Below are 19,490 nucleotides of genomic sequence, written 5' to 3'. Positions count from 1 at the left end.
TTGGCAGGCGGTACGGGTCCTGCGCCCGATCTTACGTCAGCCGATGCGATTTCCGGCCGCATCCACGACCGGCTCGCCGTCTTCCTTGTTGAAGGCACCGCGCTGCGGCTGCGGCAGAATGTCGAGCACCGCTTCCGAGGGGCGGCAGAGCTTCGTGCCCAACGCCGTGACCACGATGGGACGGTTGATCAGCACCGGATGGACCAGCATCGCATCCACGAGCGCGGCATCCGATGCGTCAGCCAGGCCGAGATCGGCGTAGAGCGCCTCCTTCGTGCGTACGACGTCGCGCACGGGGACCTGCATGGCGGCGATCAGCGCCAGCAGCGTGGCGCGATCCGGCGGTGTCCGCAGGTACTCGATGACACGCGGTTCGATGCCGGCGTTGCGGATCAGTCCCAGCGTGTTGCGCGATGTGCCGCACGCGGGGTTGTGGTAGATCGTCACTTCGTCCATCAGTACCAGTCCAACAGCGAGATGCCCAGGCCGAGGTAGGTGGCCTTGTGGTTGTAGTCGATCAGGCTTTCGCCGTAACCATGGAAGACCTGCACATGGCCGCGGAAGGTGCGGTTGATCGGGAAGCCGTAATCCACCTGCAACGCGCCGTGCGAATCGTCGCCGCCCCGCAGCGAGTGCCGTCCCAGCACAGTGAAAACGTGGCCGCCTTTCGCATAGGTCAGCATCGCGTCGCCACGGCCGATGTAATCCTCGATGTCCGGGTTGTCGTCATCGTTACCGTCGGGCACGCGGTACCACGGCCGCACGACGAACGCCCAGTTCTCGCGGTCCAGGCCGATGGTGGCGATCACGCGGTTCCAGCTGCGCGAGAGCGGATCACTGCGGCCGTTGGACTGGTGGTTGATGCCGATGCCGGCCATGCGGCCCTTCCAACCGGCGATGCTGTAGTTGTTGCGGAACACCAGCATCACTTCCGGTTCGTAGTTGGTCTCGCGGAACGGGCGCGACTCCTCGCCGTTGTAGACCTGCCAGCGCGAGCTCTGGGTGTACGCGCCCCAGATGTCGCCGTTGTCGCCGAACAGGTTCTCGGCGAACTTGGTCTTGAAGCTGAGCTGGAACTTGGCCTCGATGTCCTGCAGTGCCTGCGGCTCGGTCACCGTGTTGTCGGGGTTGGGGGAAGTGGGCGTTTCGTTGACCCGGCTGGTCCAGAACGCCGGCAACAGGTACAGCGGCTTGTAGCCGCGCAACTGGAACACGCCCAGCTTGGAGTCCTTGGCCAGTTCCCAGCGACTGTCGAGCAACGAGCCGCGTCCGGCATTGGCGATCAGGTCGGCATCCTCCGGATCGTCGGCGCGGAACCAGGCACCCAGCCGGCGGCGGGTGCGCTCGCTCAGGGCGAGATCCGGGTCCTGCGCTTCGGCGGCAGCCCGTGCCTCGGCGCGGGCCTTGGCCCGGGCAGCGGCTTCTGCCTCCTTCGCGGCCACCGCTTCCTCATCGGCCCGACGGGTGTCGGCGGCGGTGCGTCCGAGCGCGCCGTCGTAACAGGCCAAGCGCGCCGCGTCGTTCTCCAGGGAGAAGCAGGCTTCGGCCGGTGTCGCCACGGGCGCGCTTTCCTGCGCATGGGCAGCCAGTCCGTAGGTAACACCGATGACCAGCGGCAGCAGTCGGATGCGATGCGTCATGCAAGGGCTCGTGCAGTGGGGGCGGGACCATTCTGCCAGCCGGCGCGTGGAAGGCGGACGGATGTCAGAAGATCCAGGCGAAAACGAACAGGCCGAGCATCGCGAACGCGAGCCCCAGCTTCAGCACTACGCCCAGCACGATGCCCAACCAGGTGGCCAGGCCGACCTTGGTCGCCTGGCGAAACTCGCGCCCGTGCCAAAGCTCACCCACCAGCGCACCGATGAAGGGGCCGGCCAGCAGGCCGATGGGCATGAAGAACAGGCCGGCGAAGGTCCCGATGACGGTGCCCAGCAGGGCCTTCTTGCTGGCGCCCACCCGCTGCGCGCCGATGGCGGTGGAGAAGATGTCGACGGCGAACGAGAGCGCCGTCAGCAGGCCCAGGACCACCAGCGTGACCCAGCCGATCTGCTGGAAATCACCGGCCCAGGCCGCCAGCAGCATGCCGGCGAACACCAGAGGCAGGCCGGGGAGGGCGGGCAGGATCACTCCCGCGATGCCCACGAGGATCAGCACGACGGCCGCGGCGTAATACAGATACTGGATGTCCAAACAATTCTCCTAGGGAATCAAGGGCTTGGCGGGGGGTTGACTTTTTCGCGGAGGCGTTTGCATTTTGCCAAATGCCGGGTTACTGTGCGGCCGCTGTCGTTGCCAAGGTCACCGTGCACCGTGGCCTGATGGGGTAGATCCATGATCCGCTGCATCGCTTGTACCTCGTGTCCTCCTTGCAACCAGCCGCCGAGAGGCGTAACCACCACCCGTTCCAAGGAGCAACTAGATGTCCGAGCGTGAAACCGGAACCGTGAAATGGTTCAACGATGCCAAAGGCTTCGGCTTTATCAGCCGGGAAAATGGCGAAGACGTGTTCGTGCACTTCCGCGCCATCCAGACCCAGGGTTTCAAGAGCCTGAAGGAAGGCCAGAAGGTCAGCTTCACCGTCGTGCAGGGCCAGAAGGGCCTGCAGGCGGATGCGGTGCAGCCTGTCTGACATTGAGGTGATGCGTACCGCGCCCGGCGCGGGCTCCGCATGAAAAAGCCCGGCAGATGCCGGGCTTTTTCTTTGTCTGCGGGGGCGGAACTCAGCGCAGGACCACGCGGCCGTTCTGGACGCGGACGTAGGTGTTCTCGCGGATGCCCCCCAGATCGTGCTGGTTGATGGTCACGCGGCGACCATCGTCCATGCGTACGGTGACGTTGTAGGTGTCGCCGGTCGTGCGCTTCTGGATGGCGTTGCCGGCCGCCGCGCCAGCCACCGCACCAGCGACCGTGGACACGTTCTTGTTGCCCTCGCTGCCGCCCGTACGGTCGGAGATCTGGCGACCCGCCACCGCACCGACGATGCCGCCGAGCACGGCGCCCGTCGCTGACGGTGCGCTGCGGCCCGAGGAGACGACGTCGATGCGTTCGACGATGCCGCAGTCCGCGCAGTAGCGACTGGCCGGGGCGCTGTAACCGCCGCTGCCGTAACCGCTGCTGCCATAACCCGGAGAGGTGCTGGCGCAACCGGCGAGGGCGACGGTGGCGGTCAGGCCGATGACGAGCAGACGCATTTTCATGGGAAGCCTCCTATGTGCGATGGAGCCCGCCGTAGGTCGGGTCCTTCGGTCGCATGCTCCGCACCCGCGCGTGAACGTGATGACAATCGGGCCGCTTGCGCGGCCCGATTGTTAGGTGTGATTCAGAGGCGTGAGGCCGCCGTCATCCCTTGAAGTCCTGATGGCAGGCCTTGCAGTCCGCGCCCACTTTGTCGACCAGCGTGGCTGCCGCGGCGCAATCGGTCGGCGGCGCACTGAGGGCGGCGTCCAGGTCCGCGCGGAACTGGCTGGTGTGGCTCTTGAAGCGGGCGTCGTCGGCCAGGCCGGGGAACGCCAGTTCGAGATCGTTCGCCATCGCGCGCAGCGTGCGCACGTGCGGAATCGTGTCCGTGGCCGCACAGCGGTTTTCCTTCACCTTGTCCGCCAACTGGCCGGCATGCTTGCCCATCACGTGCATGACGCTGTGCGGGAAGGGGTCCTGGCGCGCCTGCAGCGCGCGCATCGCCATCACCGTGCAGATGGCGCCCACCACCAGGCCGATCAGGAAGAGGAAGAAGTAGCGCGAAGCGGCGGACGGCTTCTTGGTCTCGGGCTGGCTGGCCATGCGGCGGGCTCCTGATGGATGACAGGGCGATGGTACGACGGCCGTCACGGTTCGCGCCACGGCTTACACTAGTGAGATGAAGAAAGAACTCAGAGACCGCTTCGCCGGCATCGACCGCCTCTACGGCGTAGGCGCGACGGAACGCTACGCGGCTTCGCGCGTGGCCATCGTCGGCATGGGCGGCGTAGGGTCGTGGGTGGTCGAAGCGCTGGCCCGCTCGGGCGTCGGCCACCTCACGTTGATCGATGCCGACGACATCTGTGTGTCCAACACCAACCGGCAGTTGCCGGCGCTGGAAGGCCAGTATGGCCGCAACAAGGCCGAGGCGATGGCCGAGCGCTGCCGCGCGATCAATCCTCTGGTCGATGTCGAGATCGTGCCGCAGTTCCTCACGGCCTCCAACATGCGCGAGTTGCTGGATCGTGAGTTCGACCTGGTGCTCGACGCCTGCGACAGCTTTCGCGTGAAGGTGGAAATGATCGCCTGGTGCCGTCGGCGGAAACTGCCCATCGTGGTCTCCGGCTCGGCTGGAGGGCGCACCGATCCCACCCAGATCCGCCTGCGCGACCTCTCGCGCACCGAGCACGACGCGTTGCTCGCGCTGGTGCGCAAGAAGTTGCGCTCAGACTTCAACTTCCCGAAGAACCGCGGCCGCTATTTCGGCGTACAGGCGGTCTACTCGTTGGAGAACGTCAATTATCCGCAGGCCGACGGCAGCGTGTGCGGCCTTCGCCCGCAGCTGGGAGCTGATGCGGCGTTGAAGCTGGATTGCGGCGTAGGCTTGGGCGCGGCGACGCACATCACCGGTGCCTTCGCGTTCGCGATGGTGGGCAAGGCGTTGGAACTGCTGCTGAAGAAATCCCGCTCCGTCAGTGCGACGGCAGCCTGAAGAGGCGCTCCGCGTTCCGGGTAGTAAGCCGAGCGATCTCGTCGGGTGCGACACCGCGCAGCCCGGCGATGACGTCGCGGATCACCGGCAATCGCGCCGGTTCGTTGCGTTGGCCGCGGATGCCTGAGTCCGGCTGGTCCGGCGAATCGGTTTCCAGCAGCAGGTAGTCCAGCGGCATCGTCGTGGCGAGCGTGCGCAGCCGGTTGGCGCGATCGTAGGTCACCGGTCCGCCCAGGCCGATCAGGAAGCCGGCCTGCCATAGCTGTTTCGCCTGTTCCGGGCTGCCGGAAAAACTGTGCACCACGCCGCGCAGACCGCCGATCCGCCGGATCGACGCGATCACGGCATCCACCGCACGGCGCGCATGGACGATCACCGGCAGGTCGAACTCGCGCGCCAGCCGAAGTTGGCCATCGAAGTACTCCTGCTGCGTCTCCGCATCCAGCCCTTCCACAAAGAAATCGAGGCCGCATTCGCCGACGGCGACGGGCTTCTCCCGTTCGATCCAGGTGCGCAGGTCTTCAAGGTGGGTGGGCCGATGTTCGGACAGGTACATCGGGTGCAAGCCATAGGCGGCGAACAGGCCGGCATCCTGCGCGCAGACATCGCGCAGTTTCGGCCACGAAGCCGCCGTCACGGCAGGCACCACCTGGCGCGTCACTCCGGCGGCGCGCGCACGTGCCAGCACGGACGCGCGATCGGCGTCCAACTCGGGCGCATCGAAGTGGCTGTGGCTGTCAACCAGCATGGGGTCAGCGACGGGCGTCGGGGGCCTCGAGCGAGGAGGGCGGGTCCTTCCTCCGTTTCCAGTTGGCCAGCAACAACGTGCCCAGGCCGAACAGGATCTCGTCCACGAACGGCACCGGATCCGGCAGGAACAGCGTGACCACGAACAGCGCCGCGGTGATCTTGAACAGCGTGGGGTAGCGCAGCTTGCGCGCCCAATCGAGGAAGGGCAGCAGGATGGGATTGGGCATGGCGTCGGCACTCGAACGCGTTGGGATGGGCGTCACGCTAGCATGATCGGGAGGTCACGGAATCGTTCATTTTCCGTTGTTTTTCGTGGCCGTTCGCGGGTACTTGGTTCAGGTTCGCAGTGGTGCAATGATGACCAATGTGAACCGGGCACGGCCCGACTTGGAGGCAGCGATGAAGAGCAATACCACAACGATTCTTGTCGCCGTCGGCGCGCTGCTGGTGGGCGGTGTGGCCACCGCGGCTTTCCTCAAGGGCGGCGACAAGGGCCCGGCAGGCGATGGTCTGGTGACGGCCGCGGACGGCTCGCTGATCGCCGATGACGCGGCGTCGACCGACAACCAGATCCCGGTCGGCACCCTGCAGTACGCCGAGGTGGTGAAGTCCACCCCGGTGACGAGTTCGGAGAAGCTGTACGCCACGGTGATCGGCACCGAGGCCGTGCGCGAGACGACCACCAGCACCACCCCGCGCGAGGTCTGCCAGGACGTCGTCGTGCAGGAACGTGCGCCTGAGCGCGACGGCAACGTCGGCGGTACGGTGGCTGGTGCGGTGATCGGTGGCCTGCTGGGCAACCAAGTGGGCAGTGGCAGCGGCAAGAAGGCCGCCACGGTTGCCGGCGCCGTCGCCGGTGGCGCCATCGGCAACCAGGTGGACAAGCGCCACGTGGGCGGCAAGGTGGTCAGCCGCACCGAGCGCCAATGCCATACCGAGAACGCCACGTCCGAGTCCTCGCGCGTGACCGGCTACAACGTCACCTACCGCAACCCGGACGGCTCGACCGGCACGATGCGCATGGACAGCAAGCCGGGTAGCCGCATCGCGCTGGGCACCACGGACAAGGTCGTCGGCTACGACGTCACCTACCGCTTCGAAGGTCAGGAAAAGACCATTCGCATGGAACAGGAGCCCGGCGCCCGCCTGCCGGTGATCGATGGCCAGGTCGTGACCCAGACCGCCAGTGTGGATGCGCCCAAGCAGGGCTGAGCCCGCTGTCCCGGCCGGGACCTGCGTTTCAACGTGGCACCCCTCGAAGGCCGGCGTTTCGCCGGCCTTCGCTTTGCGGACTGGCGCTTACCGCCCCCGATAGCCACCGCATACAATCGCCGGATACCTCATATGCCGGTTGAAGCGCGATGGCCCTGAACCCGTACGACCTGTTCGATGTCCGCTCCCTGCTGAGCGAAGAGGAGCGCGCCGTCCAGGACGCGGTTGCCCGATTCACCGACGAGCGCGTGCGCCCGATCATTGGTGACGCCTTCGACCAGGGTCGGTTCCCGAAGGAACTGGTGCCGGAGATTGCCGAACTGGGCCTGCTGGGTTCCTCGCTCCCGGAGAAGTACGGCTGCGCCGGCCTCAACGCGGTCAGCTACGGCCTGATCTGCCAGGAACTCGAGCGCGGCGACAGCGGCATCCGCAGCTTCGTCAGCGTGCAGTCCTCGCTGTGCATGTATCCCATCTACGCCTACGGCAGCGAAGAGCAGCGCCAGCGCTGGCTGCCCGACATGGCGGCGGGCAAGGTGATCGGCTGCTTCGGTCTGACCGAACCGCACGGCGGTTCCGACCCGGCCAACATGAAGACCCATGCGCGCCGCGACGGCGACGACTGGGTGATCAACGGCTCGAAGATGTGGATCACCAACGGCAACCTGGCCGACATCGCCATCGTCTGGGCGCAGACCGACGAAGGCATCCAGGGCTTCCTGCTCGAGAAAGGCATGGCCGGCTTCACGGCGCAGGAGATCAAGCACAAGATGAGCCTGCGTGCCTCGGTCACCAGTGCGCTGTTCTTCGACAACGTGCGTGTCCCCGACAGCAGTCGCCTGCCCAACGTGAAGGGTCTCAAGGGCCCGCTGGGCTGCCTGACCCAGGCGCGCTACGGCATCACCTGGGGCCCGATCGGCGCGGCGATCGCCTGCCTGGACGAAGTGCTGGCCTACACCAAGGAACGCATCCTGTTCGACCGCCCCGTCGCGGCCACGCAGAGCGCGCAGATCAAGATGGCGGAGATGGCCCGCCGCATTACCCTGGCGCAGCTGCTGTCGCTGCAGCTGGGCCGCCTGAAGGACGCCGGCACGATGGCGCCGCAGCAGGTCTCGCTGGCGAAGTGGAACAACTGCCGCATGGCCATCGACATCGCGCGCGAGTGCCGCGACCTGCTGGGCGGCGCCGGCATCACCACCGAACACGCCGCCATCCGCCACGCGCTGAACCTGGAATCAGTCATCACTTATGAAGGCACGGAGACCGTGCACCAGTTGGTGATCGGTCGCGAGCTGACAGGCATCAACGCGTTTTGACAGCGCGCCGCAGCTTGTGTGCGGCCGGTAATGCGCGTGGAAGGCAGGGCCCGCACGCGGGGTGGCCTTCCGTTACGGGACGACATGGCACCGATGGACCTTTCCGAACTGCGACTCGAAACCCCCCGCCTCCTGCTGCGGTTGCCGCGGCGCGAGGACTACGAAGCGTGGGCGGCGTTCGCCACCGATGAAGAGACCATGCGCTACATCGGGGGCACGCAGGCGCGTTCGCCGGCGTGGCGCAGCCTGGCGGCGACGCTGGGGAGCTGGCACCTTCAGGGGTTCGGCATGTTCTCCGTCGTCGAGAAGGCCAGCGGCCGCTGGATCGGCCGGGTAGGGCCTTGGCAGCCGGAAGGCTGGCCGGGCACCGAGGTGGGCTGGAGCATCGCACGCGAGGCCTGGGGCCGTGGCTATGCACCGGAAGCGGCGACGGCCAGCATCGACTGGGCGTTCGACCACCTGGGCTGGGACGAGGTGATCCATACCATCGATCCGCAGAACGCCAACTCCAAGGCGGTCGCGGCAAAACTCGGATCGGCCTACCTGCGGATGGATCGCCTGCCCGAACCGCACCACGAGAAACCGGTGGAAGTCTGGGGGCAGACGCGCGCGCAGTGGCGGGCACGCAGGGCCGCGCACCCGTGACCTCGTCGTCCGCGCTGCACGCAGGCCTGCATGATGCCTTGCCGGAGCTGGCGCGGACCTTCCGCGATCCGTGGTGGATCATCGGCAGCGCTGCCATGGCGCTCGCTGGCGTGGCCGGCATCGAGCCGCAGGACATCGACGTGCTGTGCAGTCGAAGCGATGCGTTGAAGCTGCGCGAGGCGTGGTCCGATCATGTCGATGCGATGTTCCGGCCGGCGGACGAAGCACGCTTCCGTTCCACCTTTTCGCGCTTCACGCACCTGCCAATGCCGCTCGAAGTCATGGGTGGTCTGGAGGTGATGACGGCCAGCGGCTGGCAGGCGCTCCATGTGCACGAAGACCTGCGCATCGATATCGCCGGTCACGCGGTACGCATCCCGACGCTGGCCGACCAGCACCGCATCCTGCTGGCCTTCGGTCGCGACAAGGATCTCGCCAAGGCCGCCCGCATTTCCCAGTCGCCGGAGCGCCCATATGTCACCTGAGCCCGTCACCGTCCACGGCATGTCCACGTCCGGCAACTGCCACAAGGTGCGCCTGCTGCTCGAGCATCTGGGACGCCCTTACACGTGGATCGAAGTCGACAGCGCCAATGGCGGCACCCGCACGCCGGCCTATCTGGCGAAGAATCCGAACGGCAAGGTGCCGATGCTGGAGCGCGCTGACGGCCCCGTCCTGGTGGAGTCCAACGCCATCCTCTGTTGGCTGGCGGAGGGCAGCACCTACCTGCCGGCCGATGCCTGGCAGCGCGCGCAAGCGCTGAGCTGGCTGTTCTTCGAGCAGTACAGCCATGAGCCCTACATCGCGGTCGCGCGCTTCATCCGTGGCTGGACTCCGCTGGATTCGCCGCGTCGCGCGGATCTGCCTCGCCTGCAGGAGCGCGGCGCGCAGGCGCTGGCCGTGATGGAGAAGCATCTCGAACGGGCGGACTGGTTTACCGGTCCGGCCTATGGCGTGGCCGACATCGCGCTGTTCGCCTATACCCACTGCGCGGACGATGGTGGTTTCGACCTGGCCGCGTATCCGCGCATCACCGACTGGTTGGCGCGCGTGCGCGCCACGCCGGGCTTCGTTCCCATGCCGGGCGTGATCGACGATGTCGCCGCGCGCCTGGCGTCTTCCTGATCCGAGCGAGCACATGACGTCGAAAGCGATCCCCGCACGCATGAAGGGCCTGAACCGGGCCGAGATCTGCGACCAGAACTTCATCGAATTCGTCAGCGAGTGGAACGGCCAGGCGCATACAGCGCCGGCAGCGGGCGAGCCCGTCCTGCCCGGTAGCGCGCTGGACGCGCGCGGCTTCGTCGAGCTGCTCGAGTCGCAGCTGGTCAGCCGTCACCTCGATCTGATGGCGCGGGTGTTGCGCGTGCAGAACAAGGTCTTCTACACCATCGGTTCCAGCGGCCACGAAGGCAACGCGATGGTCGCGCGCGCGACGCGCCATACCGATCCCGCCTTCCTGCACTACCGCAGCGGCGGCTTCATGGCTGAGCGCTTCCGCAAGCTGCCCGGCATGGATCCGGTGATGGACTCGGCGCTGAGTTTCGCGGCCAGCGCCGAAGATCCCGCGTCCGGCGGCCGCCACAAGGTGTGGGGCAGCAAGCCGTTGTGGGTGCTGCCGCAGACCTCGACCATCGCCTCGCACCTGCCCAAAGCGTTGGGCACGGCCATCGCGATCGAGCAGGCGCGCCGGATCGGCCATGCGCTGCCGATCCCCGAAGACAGCATCGCGATCTGTTCCTTCGGCGATGCCTCCTCCAACCACGCCACCGCGCAGACCGCATTCAACGCGGCGGCATGGACCGCCTACCAGAAGCTGCCGGCGCCCGTGTTGTTTGTGTGCGAGGACAACGGCATCGGCATCTCGGTGAAGACGCCGGATGGCTGGATCGGCCGCAACTTCCGCGACCGCGCGGACTTGGACTATTTCCACGCCGATGGCCTGGACTTGGCGGCCGGCTACGGACAGGTGCAGGCGGCCGTGGCGCATTGCCGTCGCACACGTCGGCCGACGTTCCTGCACCTGCGCACCACCCGGATCATGGGCCACGCGGGGACCGATTTCGAAATCGAATGGCGTCCGCTGGAAGAACTGTGCGCCGTGGAAGCGACCGACCCGTTGTTGCGCAGCGCGGACATCGCGCTGGCATCGGGCTTGTACACGAAGGCGTCGTTGCTGGCGTTGTACGAGGCCACGCGCAAGCGTTGCTTCGCCGCCGCCGAAGAAGCCGATCGCCGGCCCAAGATCGGCTCGCTGGAAGACGTGGTGGCCCCGCTGGCCCCCTACAGTCCGCGCGAGGTCGCGAAGGAAGCGCGCCGCGTCGCCCCGCACGAGGTGCGCGTGGCCGCATTCGGTAGCGAGGACAAGCTGCCGGAGAAACTCCCGCCGCGGCACCTCGCCATCCAGATCAACAACGCGCTGCACGACCTGTTCTGCAAGTACCCGGAGACGCTGCTATTCGGCGAGGACGTCGCGCAGAAGGGTGGCGTGTACACCGTCACCAAGGGGCTGCAGAAGGCGTTCAAGGGCAGCCGCGTGTTCAACACGCTGTTGGACGAAACGATGATCCTCGGCTTGGCCCAGGGCTACGCCAACATGGGCATGCTGCCGCTGCCGGAGATCCAGTACCTGGCGTACTTCCACAACGCCTGCGACCAGATCCGCGGCGAGGCCGCGAGCCTGCAATTCTTCAGCAACGACCAGTATCGCAATCCGATGGTCGTCCGCATCGCCGGTCTGGGATACCAGCGTGGGTTCGGTGGTCACTTCCACAACGACAACTCGATCACCGCGCTGCGCGACATCCCAGGCCTGGTCGTCGGCTGCCCATCGCGGGGTGACGATGCCGCCGCCATGTTGCGCACGCTGGCCGCCCTGGCGAAGGTCGACGGCCGCGTCACCGTCTTTCTTGAGCCCATTGCGCTGTACATGACCAAGGATCTGTACGAGACCGGCGACGGGCAGTGGCTGTTCCCGTATCCGCCGCAGGACGAGGCGATGAGCCTGGGCGAGGGGCGCGTGTACGGTGAAGGCGCGGACGATCTGGTGATCTTCACCTACGGCAATGGCGTACCGATGAGCCTGCGCGCGGCGCGGACCATCGAAGGCAAACACGGTTGGAAGGTGCGCGTGGTCGACCTGCGCTGGCTGGTGCCGCTCAACGCGGCCTTCATCGCCGAACAGGCGAAGACGGCCAAGCGCATCCTGGTGGTCGACGAGGGCCGGCAGGCGGCCGGCGTGGGCGAGGGCGTCATCACCGCGATCGCCGAAGCCGGGTATCGCGCGCGTCCGTTCCAGCGCGTCGTCGGCGCTGATACCTACACGCCGCTGGCCGGCGCCGCCTTCCTGGTGCTGCCGGGCGACGCGGACATCGTCGCCGCGGCCGACCGGCTGGCATGATGGCGGCCTTGCTCTGATCGAGGAACGGATATGGCCACACCCCGCATCGGCATCATCGTCGGCAGCCTGCGCGCCGCTTCCTTCAATCGCCAACTGGCCGGCGCCGTGCGGGTGATGGCGGGCGACCGTTTCGTCTTCGAGGAGATCGGCATCGACGACTTGCCGTTGTACGACCAGGACGACGATGCGGACTTTCCGGTGGCGGGCTCAACGTTCAAGCGACAGGTGGAAGATTGCGATGCGTTGCTGTTCGTCACGCCGGAGTACAACCGGTCCATTCCCGGCGTGCTGAAGAACGCCATCGACGTGGGCAGTCGTCCCGGCGGCAGCAATTCCTTCGGCGGCAAGCGCGCAGCGATCATCGGTACCTCGCCAGGTGCGCACGGTACGGTGTCGGCGCAGCAGCACCTGCGCAATGTGCTGGCGGCGGTCGATGTCGCCGTGCTGCCGCAGCCGGAGATCGCGATCCAGTACCGCGAAGGGCAGATCGACGCGTCCGGCGAGATCCTCGACGAACGCCTGCGCAAGCGCTTGCAGATGTTCCTCGATCGCTTCGAGGCCTGGCTCGGCTGAGGCGTCAGCCCGGGCGCAACAGCGCCAGGCCATCGCGCACCCGTTGCAGCGGGTGCCGTTCGCCCGACGTCTCGGCGGCCAGCATGCCGGCGAGCGCACGCCGGAACGGGGTCAGGCGCTGCCCCGCACGCAGCACCCCTTCGCGCATCAGCCGCGCCGGCACCCGATCGTCGGTGTAGAGCGCGACGATCGCGCGCGTGGCCAGGTACAGCGCGCGCGTGCCGCGCCGGTGTTGGCGTTCGTAGCGCGCCAGCCCTTCGGCGCATCCCAGGTCGCCGTTGCGTTGCAGGGCCTCGCGCGCCATCGATGCCAGACGTTCGACGCTGGCCAGGCCGAGGTTGAACCCATGCGCGGTGACCGGATGCATGCCGACCCCGGCATCGCCGGCTAGCGCGAACCGGCGGCCGACGAACCGGCGCGCATACACACCGACCAGCGGATACACGTGGCGGCTGCTTTCCAGCTTCATGTGGCCAAGGCGGTGGCCGTAGCGCTGTTCGATCTCGCGGGCGAAGGCGTCCACATCCAGCGCGGCCAGACGCCGGGCCGCGGCGTCGGGCAGGGTGACGACGATGGAGGCCGCATGCTCCTGCAACGGCAGCAGCGCCAAGGTCTGTCCCGTCCCGAACCACTCCCACGCCACGCCCTGGTGAGGCTGTTCGTGGTGCATGCGGCAGACGAGCATGCTCTTGCCGAAGTCGTGCTGGTCCGCGCCGATGCCCATCGCGCGGCGCGTCTCGGAAAAGCGGCTGTCGGCGGCGATCAGCAACGGCGCTTCCAGCCGCGAGCCATCGGCCAGGGTGACGCCGGCATGATCGTCGGTCGCATGCACGGCGTGAATGCGCGCGCTGTCGAAGAGGTCGAGGCCCGGTAGATCACTGACGGCCTTCCATGCGGCTTCGCGGATACGGTAATTCGGCACAAGCATGCCGAGCCGGTCCTTGCCGGCGAGCCCGGCCTCGATGCGCATGCCGTGCAGGCAATCGCCGTCCATCACGCGCGCCGCGCGCAGGGGAGAACCCGCGTCCTCCGGCAGGTGCTGCCAGATGCCGAGATCGCGCAACAGACGCATGGAGGCATGCGTCAGGGCGATCTCGCGCCCATCGAAAGCAGGTTCGGCGAGCGCCGCACGCGATTGCCGTTCGACCAGCGCCACGCGTAGGTCCAGGTCGCAGAGCGCCTTGGCCAGGCTCAGGCCCGTCGGGCCGGCGCCGATGATCATGACGTCATGTTGCATGCGCGCGTGCTCCTCGCGGGGTTACCCCCAGTCTAGGCACACGCGCGATGGCGTCATTGACGTGGATCAATCGCCCGGCAGGGGAGCGCTCAGCGGCGAAGACCTTCCAGCAAGGGTTCCTGCACCAGGGCCACGCTATCGACCGTAAGCCCGTCGCCCGCGTGGTCCAGCGGCAACACCGCCAGCAGGCGCGCGCGCCCGCGTTCCTGGGCCACGCTCACTACTTCGCCGATGTCGCGCGTCTCATCGCGTACGGCTGCGCCGGGCGCGACCTCCGCGCCGACGATGAAGCCCTGCAGCGACCGCTTGGCCTTCCCGAGGAAGTGCGTGCGCGCCACGATTTCCTGGCCGGGATAGCACCCTTTCTTCACGCTGTACGCGGCCAGCCGGTCAAGTGCGAGCTGTTGCGGCGTCCACTGTTCGCGCTGCGTGTCGGACAGCCGGGGCAGGCCGTGGCGAAGATCGGCGTCGCGCCAGGCGGCCTGCTGGTGCGCATTTTCGGCTGCATGCGGGCCGATGCGCCACGTGCGCGGTCCGCCATCGCCACCAGCATCCAGCTCAACCCCGTCCTCGCCGATGCCCAATGCCGGGCCCTGCGCCTGGCCTGGTACGGCAAACGTGCCGCTGATGCCCGCGCCGTCCGGTGCCTCGACCTTCAACTTTCGTCTAAACACGAAACGCCGCAGCGCCTCGACGAAGGGAGCGACCGGGTGGTCCGGCAACACCAGCCACAGGCGATCTTCGGCCAGCTTGGCCAGCGCGAACACCGCAATCACGCGCCCCTTGGGCGTCAGCCACGCATTCCACTGCCAGTATCCAGGCGCCAGGGCAGCGACATCGTTGGCAAACTGGGCGTGGGCGAAAGCCGTCGCATCCGGGCCTTCCAGCGTCACCAACGCGTGGTCGGGCAGGGCGAAAACAGGCGTACTGGTACGGGAAAGGTTGTCAGCCAAGGGGGCGAGGATTAAAATTTTGTGCGTTGCGAGACCGCCATGATAGGTCAAACATCCCCGACTCCCGACACCGATCCCGGAACACAGCCGCCCGAAACCTCGACCCCGCCTGCGGGTGAAGGGGCAGGGGGAACGGCCGTGGCGAAGGAGATCGGCGGACGCGACGGGCCCGAGCCCACGCGTTACGGGGATTGGGAAAAGAACGGACGCTGCATCGATTTCTGAGCAGCGTGCGTAAAGCCAACGCGGTCTGACCGCCCAGCCGAGACAACGAGCGCAACGAATGGCGACTCCACAACGTCCGCTTTCTCCCCATCTTCAGGTCTACCGCTGGCAGATCCAGATGGTGACGTCCATCCTGCACCGCGCCACCGGCATCGTCCTCGCCGCCGGCGCGCTGCTGATCACCGCGGGCCTGCTGACGCTGATGATCGGCCCGGAAGCCTGGAACTGCTTCACCGACCTGGCCGGCGCCTGGTATGGCCAGGTGTTCCTGTTCGGCTGGACCTGGGCCTTCGCCTACCACCTGTGCAACGGCATCCGCCACATCGTGCAGGACTTCGCCATCGGCTACCGCATCGCCACGTTCGTGCGCAGCAGCTGGCTGTCGGTGATCGGCAGTCTGGTCATCACCGCCCTGGTGTGGGCTTACGTGCTGGTGGGAGGTGGCGCATGAGCGATTTCCGTACCCCGATCAAGAACGCGCGCGGCCTGGGCTCGGCCAAGACCGGCACGGAGCATTTCGTGCACCAGCGCCTGACCGCCACCGCGCTGGTCGCGCTGACGATCTGGTTCCTGGTGTTCGTGCTGAGCCTGGTCGGCGCCGACTACGTCACCGCGACCGCCGCCGTCGCCAAGCCCTGGAACGCCGTGCTGCTGGTGGGCTTCCTGGTCGCCACGTTTTGGCACGCCCAACTCGGCCTGCAGGTGATCCTGGAGGATTACATCCACAACTCGCTGCTCGCCCTGGCGGTGCAGACCACCGTCAAGTTCATCGCCGTGCTGGGCGCCATCGTGAGCGTCTTCGCCGTAGCCCGCATCGCGCTGGGGAATTGAGTCAATGTCCGCTTACAAGATCACCGAACACAAGTACGACATGGTCGTGGTGGGTGCTGGCGGCGCCGGCCTGCGCGCGACCTTCGGCCTGGCGGCCAAGGGCCTGCAGACTGTCTGCCTGACCAAGGTCTTCCCGACCCGCTCGCATACCGTGGCGGCGCAGGGCGGCATCTCCGCCGCGCTGGGCAACATGGGCGAAGACGACTGGCGCTACCACTTCTACGACACCATCAAGGGCTCGGACTGGTTGGGCGACCAGGACGCGATCGAGTACATGTGCCGCGAGGCCATCCCGGCCATCATCGAGCTGGAGCACTACGGCGTGCCGTTCTCCCGCACCGAGGACGGCAAGATCTATCAGCGTCCGTTCGGTGGCATGACCACCCGGTACGGCGAAGGCCCACCGGCGCAGCGCACCTGCGCCGCCGCCGACCGTACCGGCCACGCCATGCTGCACACGCTGTACCAGCAGTCGCTGGCGCATGACGCGCGCTTCATGGTCGAGTACTTCGCGCTGGACCTGATCTTCGATGAAGAGGGCGCCTGCCGCGGCGTGCTCGCCCTGGACATGGCCACGGGCACACTGCACCTGTTCCGCGCCCACGGCGTGGTGCTGGCCACCGGCGGCTACGGCCGCGCGTACTTCTCGGCAACGTCCGCCCATACCTGCACCGGCGACGGTGGCGGCATGGTGATGCGCGCCGGCCTGCCGATGCAGGACATGGAGTTCGTGCAGTTCCACCCGACCGGCATCTACGGCGCGGGCTGCCTGATCACCGAAGGCGTGCGCGGCGAAGGCGGCATCCTGCGCAACAGCAACGGCGAGCGCTTCATGGAACGCTACGCGCCGCACTACAAGGACCTGGCTTCGCGCGACGTGGTCAGCCGCTCGATGACCATCGAGATCCGCGAGGGCCGCGGCGTCGGCGAGCACAAGGACCATATCCTGCTTGACCTGACCCACCTGGGCCCGGAAGTCATCAACGAGAAGTTGCCCGGCATCGCCGAAAGCGCCCACATCTTCGCCGGCGTGGACGTGACCAAGCAGCCGATCCCGGTCATCCCGACGGTGCACTACAACATGGGCGGCATCCCGACCAACTACCACGGCGAGGTCGTGCGCAAGGTCGGCGACAACCCCGATGCCGTCGTGCCCGGCCTGTACGCGATCGGCGAAGCCGCCTGCGTGTCGGTCCACGGCGCCAACCGCCTGGGTTCGAACTCGCTGCTCGACCTGGTGGTGTTCGGTCGCGCGGTCGCCAACCGCTGCGCCGAGACCATCAAGAGCGGTTCGTCGCACAAGCCGCTGGCCGGCGATGCCTGCGACAAAGCGCTGTCGCACCTGGACAAGCTGCGCAACGCTAACGGCGACACGCCCACCTCGGTGATCCGCGACAACATGCAGCGCACGATGCAGGCCGATGCCGCGGTGTTCCGCACCAGCAAGACGCTGAAGGAAGGCTGCGACAAGATGGCCGACATCTTCTCCAGCTTCCAGGACGTCAAGGTCAGCGACCGTTCGCTGATCTGGAACTCCGACCTGATCGAGACCTACGAACTGCACAACCTGCTGCTCAGCGCGGTCGCGACCATCAATTCGGCTGAGCAGCGCCACGAGAGCCGCGGCGCGCACGCGCACGAGGACTTCCCGGAGCGCGACGACGTCAACTGGCAGAAGCACACGCTGGTCAATGTCGCCGAAGACGGCAAGTGCAGCTTCGATTTCCGCCCTGTGCACATGTACACGCTCAGCAAGGACGTGGATGTGGTGCCGCCCAAGCCGCGCGTTTACTGAGCCGGGAGACCTGACACATGGCCGAATTTTCCCTCCCGAAGAACTCGCGCGTCACCAAGGGCAAGCACTTCCCCGCGAAGGGCGCCAAGAACGTGCGCACCTTCAAGGTGTACCGCTGGAACCCGGACGACGGCGCCAACCCGCGCACGGATACGTACGAGATCGATCTCGACAAATGCGGCCCGATGGTCCTGGACGCGCTGATCAAGATCAAGAATGAGATCGATCCCACGCTGACGTTCCGCCGCTCGTGCCGCGAGGGCATCTGCGGCTCGTGCGCGATGAACATCGACGGTACCAACACGCTGGCCTGCACCAAGGCCATCGGCGATTGCACCAAGGCGGAAGTGCCGATCTATCCGCTGCCGCACATGGACGTGGTGAAGGACCTGGTTCCGGACCTGACCCACTTCTATGCGCAGTACGCGTCGATCAAGCCGTGGATCCGCACGCAGACGCCGGCCCCGCCGGACCGCGAGCGCCTGCAGTCGCCGGAAGACCGCAAGAAGCTGGACGGCCTGTACGAGTGCATCCTCTGCGCCTGCTGCTCGACCAGTTGCCCGAGCTATTGGTGGAATGGCGAGCGTTACCTCGGCCCGGCGATCCTGTTGCAGGCTTACCGCTGGATCATCGACTCGCGCGATGAGGACACCGGTGCGCGCCTGGATGATCTGGAAGACCCGTTCAAGCTCTACCGCTGCCACACCATCATGAATTGCGCGCGGACCTGCCCGAAGGGCCTGAACCCGGCGCTGGCGATCGCCGAGATCAAGAAGCTGATGATGGCGCGTCGCGCCTGACCGCATGAGCGACGCACCTGCCACGGCGATCCTCTGGCCCGCAGTGGCGATGGCCGGCCTGACCTTCCTGGTGTGGGTCAGGTTGTACCACCTGCGTTTGGGCGAAATGGCCCGCAAGCGTATTCACGCGCAGGCCCTGGCCAACGCCGCGGATTCGGTGCGCCTGCTGATCGATACCCGCGCGTCGGACAACTTCCGGAATCTGTTCGAGTTGCCGGTGCTGTTCTACGCCGGCGTGCTGCTGGCGGCGCAGCTCGGCGTGTCGGATACGTTGTCTCTTGCCCTCGCGTGGTCCTTCGTCGGATTGCGTGCCGTGCACAGTGCGGTCCACTGCACCTTCAATCACGTCATGACCCGCTTCGTCGCCTACGCGCTGGCGACGCTGGTGCTGATCGCGTTCTGGACGCGCTTGGCGTTCGCGCTGGCGGCGGCATGAGCGGCGACCCGGAACTCAAGCGCATCCGCTGGCGCTGCCGGCGCGGCATGCGCGAACTGGACCAACTGTTCGGCCGTTACCTGGACCGACGTTGGGAGACCGATTCCGAACAGCAGCGCGCGGTTTTCCTACGCCTGCTCGACTGCGAGGACGATAAGCTCTGGCGCTGGTTCATGGGTTACGAGCAGTGTCCCGATGCGGAACTCGCCACCTTGGTCGAACGGATCCGTCAGTTGCCGGCTTGAATGGCGCCCTTCGCGCCTGCTGCAGGGGTGGCTGGCCTTGCTGGGGTTGTTGGCCGCGTTGTCGCTGCTGCTCTGTGAGCTGCCCTCGACGATCGCCTGGCCCGGGGCGGTGCTGGCACTGGGTCGCGGCCTCTGGCTGGCGCGGGCCTATGGGGCGTTGCCAGAGCGTGAATTCTGGTTTCCCGGTGACGGCCGATTGGCCACCGTCGATGGGTCTCCGCTGCACGACCTGCGCCTGACCTGGCGCGGGCCGATGGCTTTCCTGCGCTGGCGCGAACGGCCGGGCGGAGCCTGGCGCCATGCAGCGTGGTGGCCCGACACGCTACCGACCCGTGCCCGGCGTGAACTGAGGCTTGCTGCGGACGGCGCCGATGCTGGGCGGCCGGCAAGCCCGATGGCACCATAG

26 protein-coding genes are annotated in these 19,490 nt (G+C 66.9%); 17 read left to right on the top strand and 9 right to left on the bottom strand.

The features are described from left to right. Positions 1-36 precede the first annotated feature (36 nt). The 3 genes from arsC to AC23D6_RS11750 form a co-directional block, all read right to left on the bottom strand. Entirely contained in the window at positions 37-456 is a 420-nt protein-coding gene (gene arsC / locus AC23D6_RS11760) for an arsenate reductase (glutaredoxin) (RefSeq protein WP_487749443.1), read from the bottom strand. Further along, positions 456-1,640, bottom strand: a complete 1,185-nt coding sequence (locus AC23D6_RS11755) for a phospholipase A (protein WP_487749442.1) — start codon at positions 1,638-1,640, stop codon at positions 456-458. Before AC23D6_RS11755 ends, arsC begins: the two co-directional genes overlap by 1 nt. A gap of 64 nt (positions 1,641-1,704) precedes the next feature. Next, positions 1,705-2,190, bottom strand: a complete 486-nt coding sequence (locus AC23D6_RS11750) for a DUF456 domain-containing protein (protein ID WP_487749441.1) — start codon at positions 2,188-2,190, stop codon at positions 1,705-1,707. 229 nt (positions 2,191-2,419) lie between these two features. Between AC23D6_RS11750 and AC23D6_RS11745 the strand changes: the two genes are divergently transcribed. Continuing rightward, the gene (locus AC23D6_RS11745; RefSeq protein WP_093298942.1) at positions 2,420-2,629 is read left to right on the top strand and encodes a cold-shock protein; all 210 of its coding nucleotides are present in this window, start codon (positions 2,420-2,422) and stop codon (positions 2,627-2,629) included. Between the two features lie 91 nt (positions 2,630-2,720). Here AC23D6_RS11745 and AC23D6_RS11740 read toward each other — a convergent pair whose 3' ends face one another. Together AC23D6_RS11740 and AC23D6_RS11735 are read right to left on the bottom strand one after the other, a co-directional pair. Then, complete coding sequence (locus tag AC23D6_RS11740) at positions 2,721-3,197, bottom strand: glycine zipper 2TM domain-containing protein (RefSeq protein ID WP_487749440.1); 477 nt, start codon at positions 3,195-3,197, stop codon at positions 2,721-2,723. 142 nt (positions 3,198-3,339) lie between these two features. Continuing rightward, on the bottom strand, positions 3,340-3,780 hold the full coding sequence (locus AC23D6_RS11735; RefSeq protein ID WP_487749439.1) for a hypothetical protein: 441 nt from the start codon (positions 3,778-3,780) through the stop codon (positions 3,340-3,342). A gap of 76 nt (positions 3,781-3,856) precedes the next feature. Between AC23D6_RS11735 and AC23D6_RS11730 the strand changes: the two genes are divergently transcribed. Beyond that, positions 3,857-4,669 (top strand): tRNA threonylcarbamoyladenosine dehydratase, encoded by an 813-nt coding sequence (locus AC23D6_RS11730; RefSeq protein WP_487749438.1) that lies wholly within the window; start codon positions 3,857-3,859, stop codon positions 4,667-4,669. On the opposite strand, the gene AC23D6_RS11725 is transcribed toward AC23D6_RS11730, so the two are convergent. Together AC23D6_RS11725 and AC23D6_RS11720 are read right to left on the bottom strand one after the other, a co-directional pair. Continuing rightward, complete coding sequence (locus tag AC23D6_RS11725) at positions 4,650-5,417, bottom strand: TatD family hydrolase (RefSeq protein WP_487749437.1); 768 nt, start codon at positions 5,415-5,417, stop codon at positions 4,650-4,652. The genes AC23D6_RS11730 and AC23D6_RS11725 overlap by 20 nt on opposite strands. 4 nt (positions 5,418-5,421) lie before the next feature. Beyond that, the gene (locus tag AC23D6_RS11720) at positions 5,422-5,646 is read right to left on the bottom strand and encodes a DUF6116 family protein (protein ID WP_487749436.1); all 225 of its coding nucleotides are present in this window, start codon (positions 5,644-5,646) and stop codon (positions 5,422-5,424) included. Between the two features lie 172 nt (positions 5,647-5,818). Between AC23D6_RS11720 and AC23D6_RS11715 the strand changes: the two genes are divergently transcribed. From AC23D6_RS11715 to AC23D6_RS11685, 7 genes are all read left to right on the top strand, one after another. After that, entirely contained in the window at positions 5,819-6,631 is an 813-nt protein-coding gene (locus tag AC23D6_RS11715) for a glycine zipper 2TM domain-containing protein (RefSeq protein WP_487749435.1), read from the top strand. A 149-nt stretch (positions 6,632-6,780) separates the two neighbouring features. Further along, positions 6,781-7,944: an acyl-CoA dehydrogenase family protein gene (locus AC23D6_RS11710; protein ID WP_245124111.1), complete on the top strand. Its 1,164-nt coding sequence runs from the start codon at positions 6,781-6,783 to the stop codon at positions 7,942-7,944. 93 nt (positions 7,945-8,037) lie between these two features. Beyond that, positions 8,038-8,589 carry a GNAT family N-acetyltransferase gene (locus tag AC23D6_RS11705; RefSeq protein ID WP_487749434.1) on the top strand — a complete coding sequence of 184 codons (552 nt, stop codon included), beginning with the start codon at positions 8,038-8,040 and terminating at the stop codon, positions 8,587-8,589. After that, positions 8,586-9,074 (top strand): nucleotidyltransferase family protein, encoded by a 489-nt coding sequence (locus AC23D6_RS11700; protein ID WP_487749433.1) that lies wholly within the window; start codon positions 8,586-8,588, stop codon positions 9,072-9,074. The genes AC23D6_RS11705 and AC23D6_RS11700 overlap by 4 nt, the downstream gene beginning before the upstream one ends. Next, positions 9,064-9,714: a glutathione S-transferase family protein gene (locus AC23D6_RS11695; protein ID WP_487749432.1), complete on the top strand. Its 651-nt coding sequence runs from the start codon at positions 9,064-9,066 to the stop codon at positions 9,712-9,714. The genes AC23D6_RS11700 and AC23D6_RS11695 overlap by 11 nt, the downstream gene beginning before the upstream one ends. Before the next feature lie 13 nt (positions 9,715-9,727). Next, the gene (locus AC23D6_RS11690; protein ID WP_487749431.1) at positions 9,728-11,989 is read left to right on the top strand and encodes a thiamine pyrophosphate-dependent enzyme; all 2,262 of its coding nucleotides are present in this window, start codon (positions 9,728-9,730) and stop codon (positions 11,987-11,989) included. 30 nt (positions 11,990-12,019) lie between these two features. Then, positions 12,020-12,562 carry an NADPH-dependent FMN reductase gene (locus AC23D6_RS11685; RefSeq protein ID WP_487749430.1) on the top strand — a complete coding sequence of 181 codons (543 nt, stop codon included), beginning with the start codon at positions 12,020-12,022 and terminating at the stop codon, positions 12,560-12,562. 4 nt (positions 12,563-12,566) lie between these two features. Here AC23D6_RS11685 and ubiM read toward each other — a convergent pair whose 3' ends face one another. Both ubiM and ygfZ read right to left on the bottom strand, forming a co-directional pair. Continuing rightward, positions 12,567-13,799 (bottom strand): 5-demethoxyubiquinol-8 5-hydroxylase UbiM, encoded by a 1,233-nt coding sequence (gene ubiM / locus AC23D6_RS11680; RefSeq protein WP_487749429.1) that lies wholly within the window; start codon positions 13,797-13,799, stop codon positions 12,567-12,569. Positions 13,800-13,888: 89 nt separating this feature from the next. Beyond that, positions 13,889-14,752, bottom strand: coding sequence for a CAF17-like 4Fe-4S cluster assembly/insertion protein YgfZ (ygfZ, locus tag AC23D6_RS11675; RefSeq protein ID WP_487749428.1), 864 nt, complete (start codon positions 14,750-14,752; stop codon positions 13,889-13,891). Between the two features lie 39 nt (positions 14,753-14,791). Between ygfZ and AC23D6_RS11670 the strand changes: the two genes are divergently transcribed. Genes AC23D6_RS11670 through AC23D6_RS11635 form a run of 8 tightly spaced genes read left to right on the top strand, consistent with a single transcriptional unit; the run spans position 14,792 to position 19,490 of the window. Further along, positions 14,792-14,977 carry a DUF1674 domain-containing protein gene (locus AC23D6_RS11670; protein ID WP_487752626.1) on the top strand — a complete coding sequence of 62 codons (186 nt, stop codon included), beginning with the start codon at positions 14,792-14,794 and terminating at the stop codon, positions 14,975-14,977. A gap of 58 nt (positions 14,978-15,035) precedes the next feature. Beyond that, complete coding sequence (gene sdhC / locus AC23D6_RS11665) at positions 15,036-15,428, top strand: succinate dehydrogenase, cytochrome b556 subunit (protein ID WP_487749427.1); 393 nt, start codon at positions 15,036-15,038, stop codon at positions 15,426-15,428. Continuing rightward, a complete protein-coding gene (gene sdhD / locus AC23D6_RS11660; protein WP_487749426.1) occupies positions 15,425-15,808 on the top strand; it encodes a succinate dehydrogenase, hydrophobic membrane anchor protein in 384 nt (127 codons plus the stop codon). Before sdhC ends, sdhD begins: the two co-directional genes overlap by 4 nt. A gap of 4 nt (positions 15,809-15,812) precedes the next feature. Further along, a complete protein-coding gene (sdhA, locus tag AC23D6_RS11655) occupies positions 15,813-17,603 on the top strand; it encodes a succinate dehydrogenase flavoprotein subunit (protein WP_487749425.1) in 1,791 nt (596 codons plus the stop codon). A 17-nt stretch (positions 17,604-17,620) separates the two neighbouring features. Then, the gene (locus AC23D6_RS11650) at positions 17,621-18,403 is read left to right on the top strand and encodes a succinate dehydrogenase iron-sulfur subunit (protein WP_487749424.1); all 783 of its coding nucleotides are present in this window, start codon (positions 17,621-17,623) and stop codon (positions 18,401-18,403) included. A gap of 4 nt (positions 18,404-18,407) precedes the next feature. After that, positions 18,408-18,839 carry an MAPEG family protein gene (locus AC23D6_RS11645; protein WP_487749423.1) on the top strand — a complete coding sequence of 144 codons (432 nt, stop codon included), beginning with the start codon at positions 18,408-18,410 and terminating at the stop codon, positions 18,837-18,839. After that, positions 18,836-19,084, top strand: a complete 249-nt coding sequence (locus AC23D6_RS11640; protein WP_487749422.1) for an FAD assembly factor SdhE — start codon at positions 18,836-18,838, stop codon at positions 19,082-19,084. The genes AC23D6_RS11645 and AC23D6_RS11640 overlap by 4 nt, the downstream gene beginning before the upstream one ends. After that, entirely contained in the window at positions 19,035-19,490 is a 456-nt protein-coding gene (locus AC23D6_RS11635) for a hypothetical protein (protein ID WP_487749421.1), read from the top strand. Before AC23D6_RS11640 ends, AC23D6_RS11635 begins: the two co-directional genes overlap by 50 nt.

Source organism: Pseudoxanthomonas sp. G3, from assembly GCF_057654715.1.
This window is presented reverse-complemented; position numbering and strand designations above follow the sequence as displayed.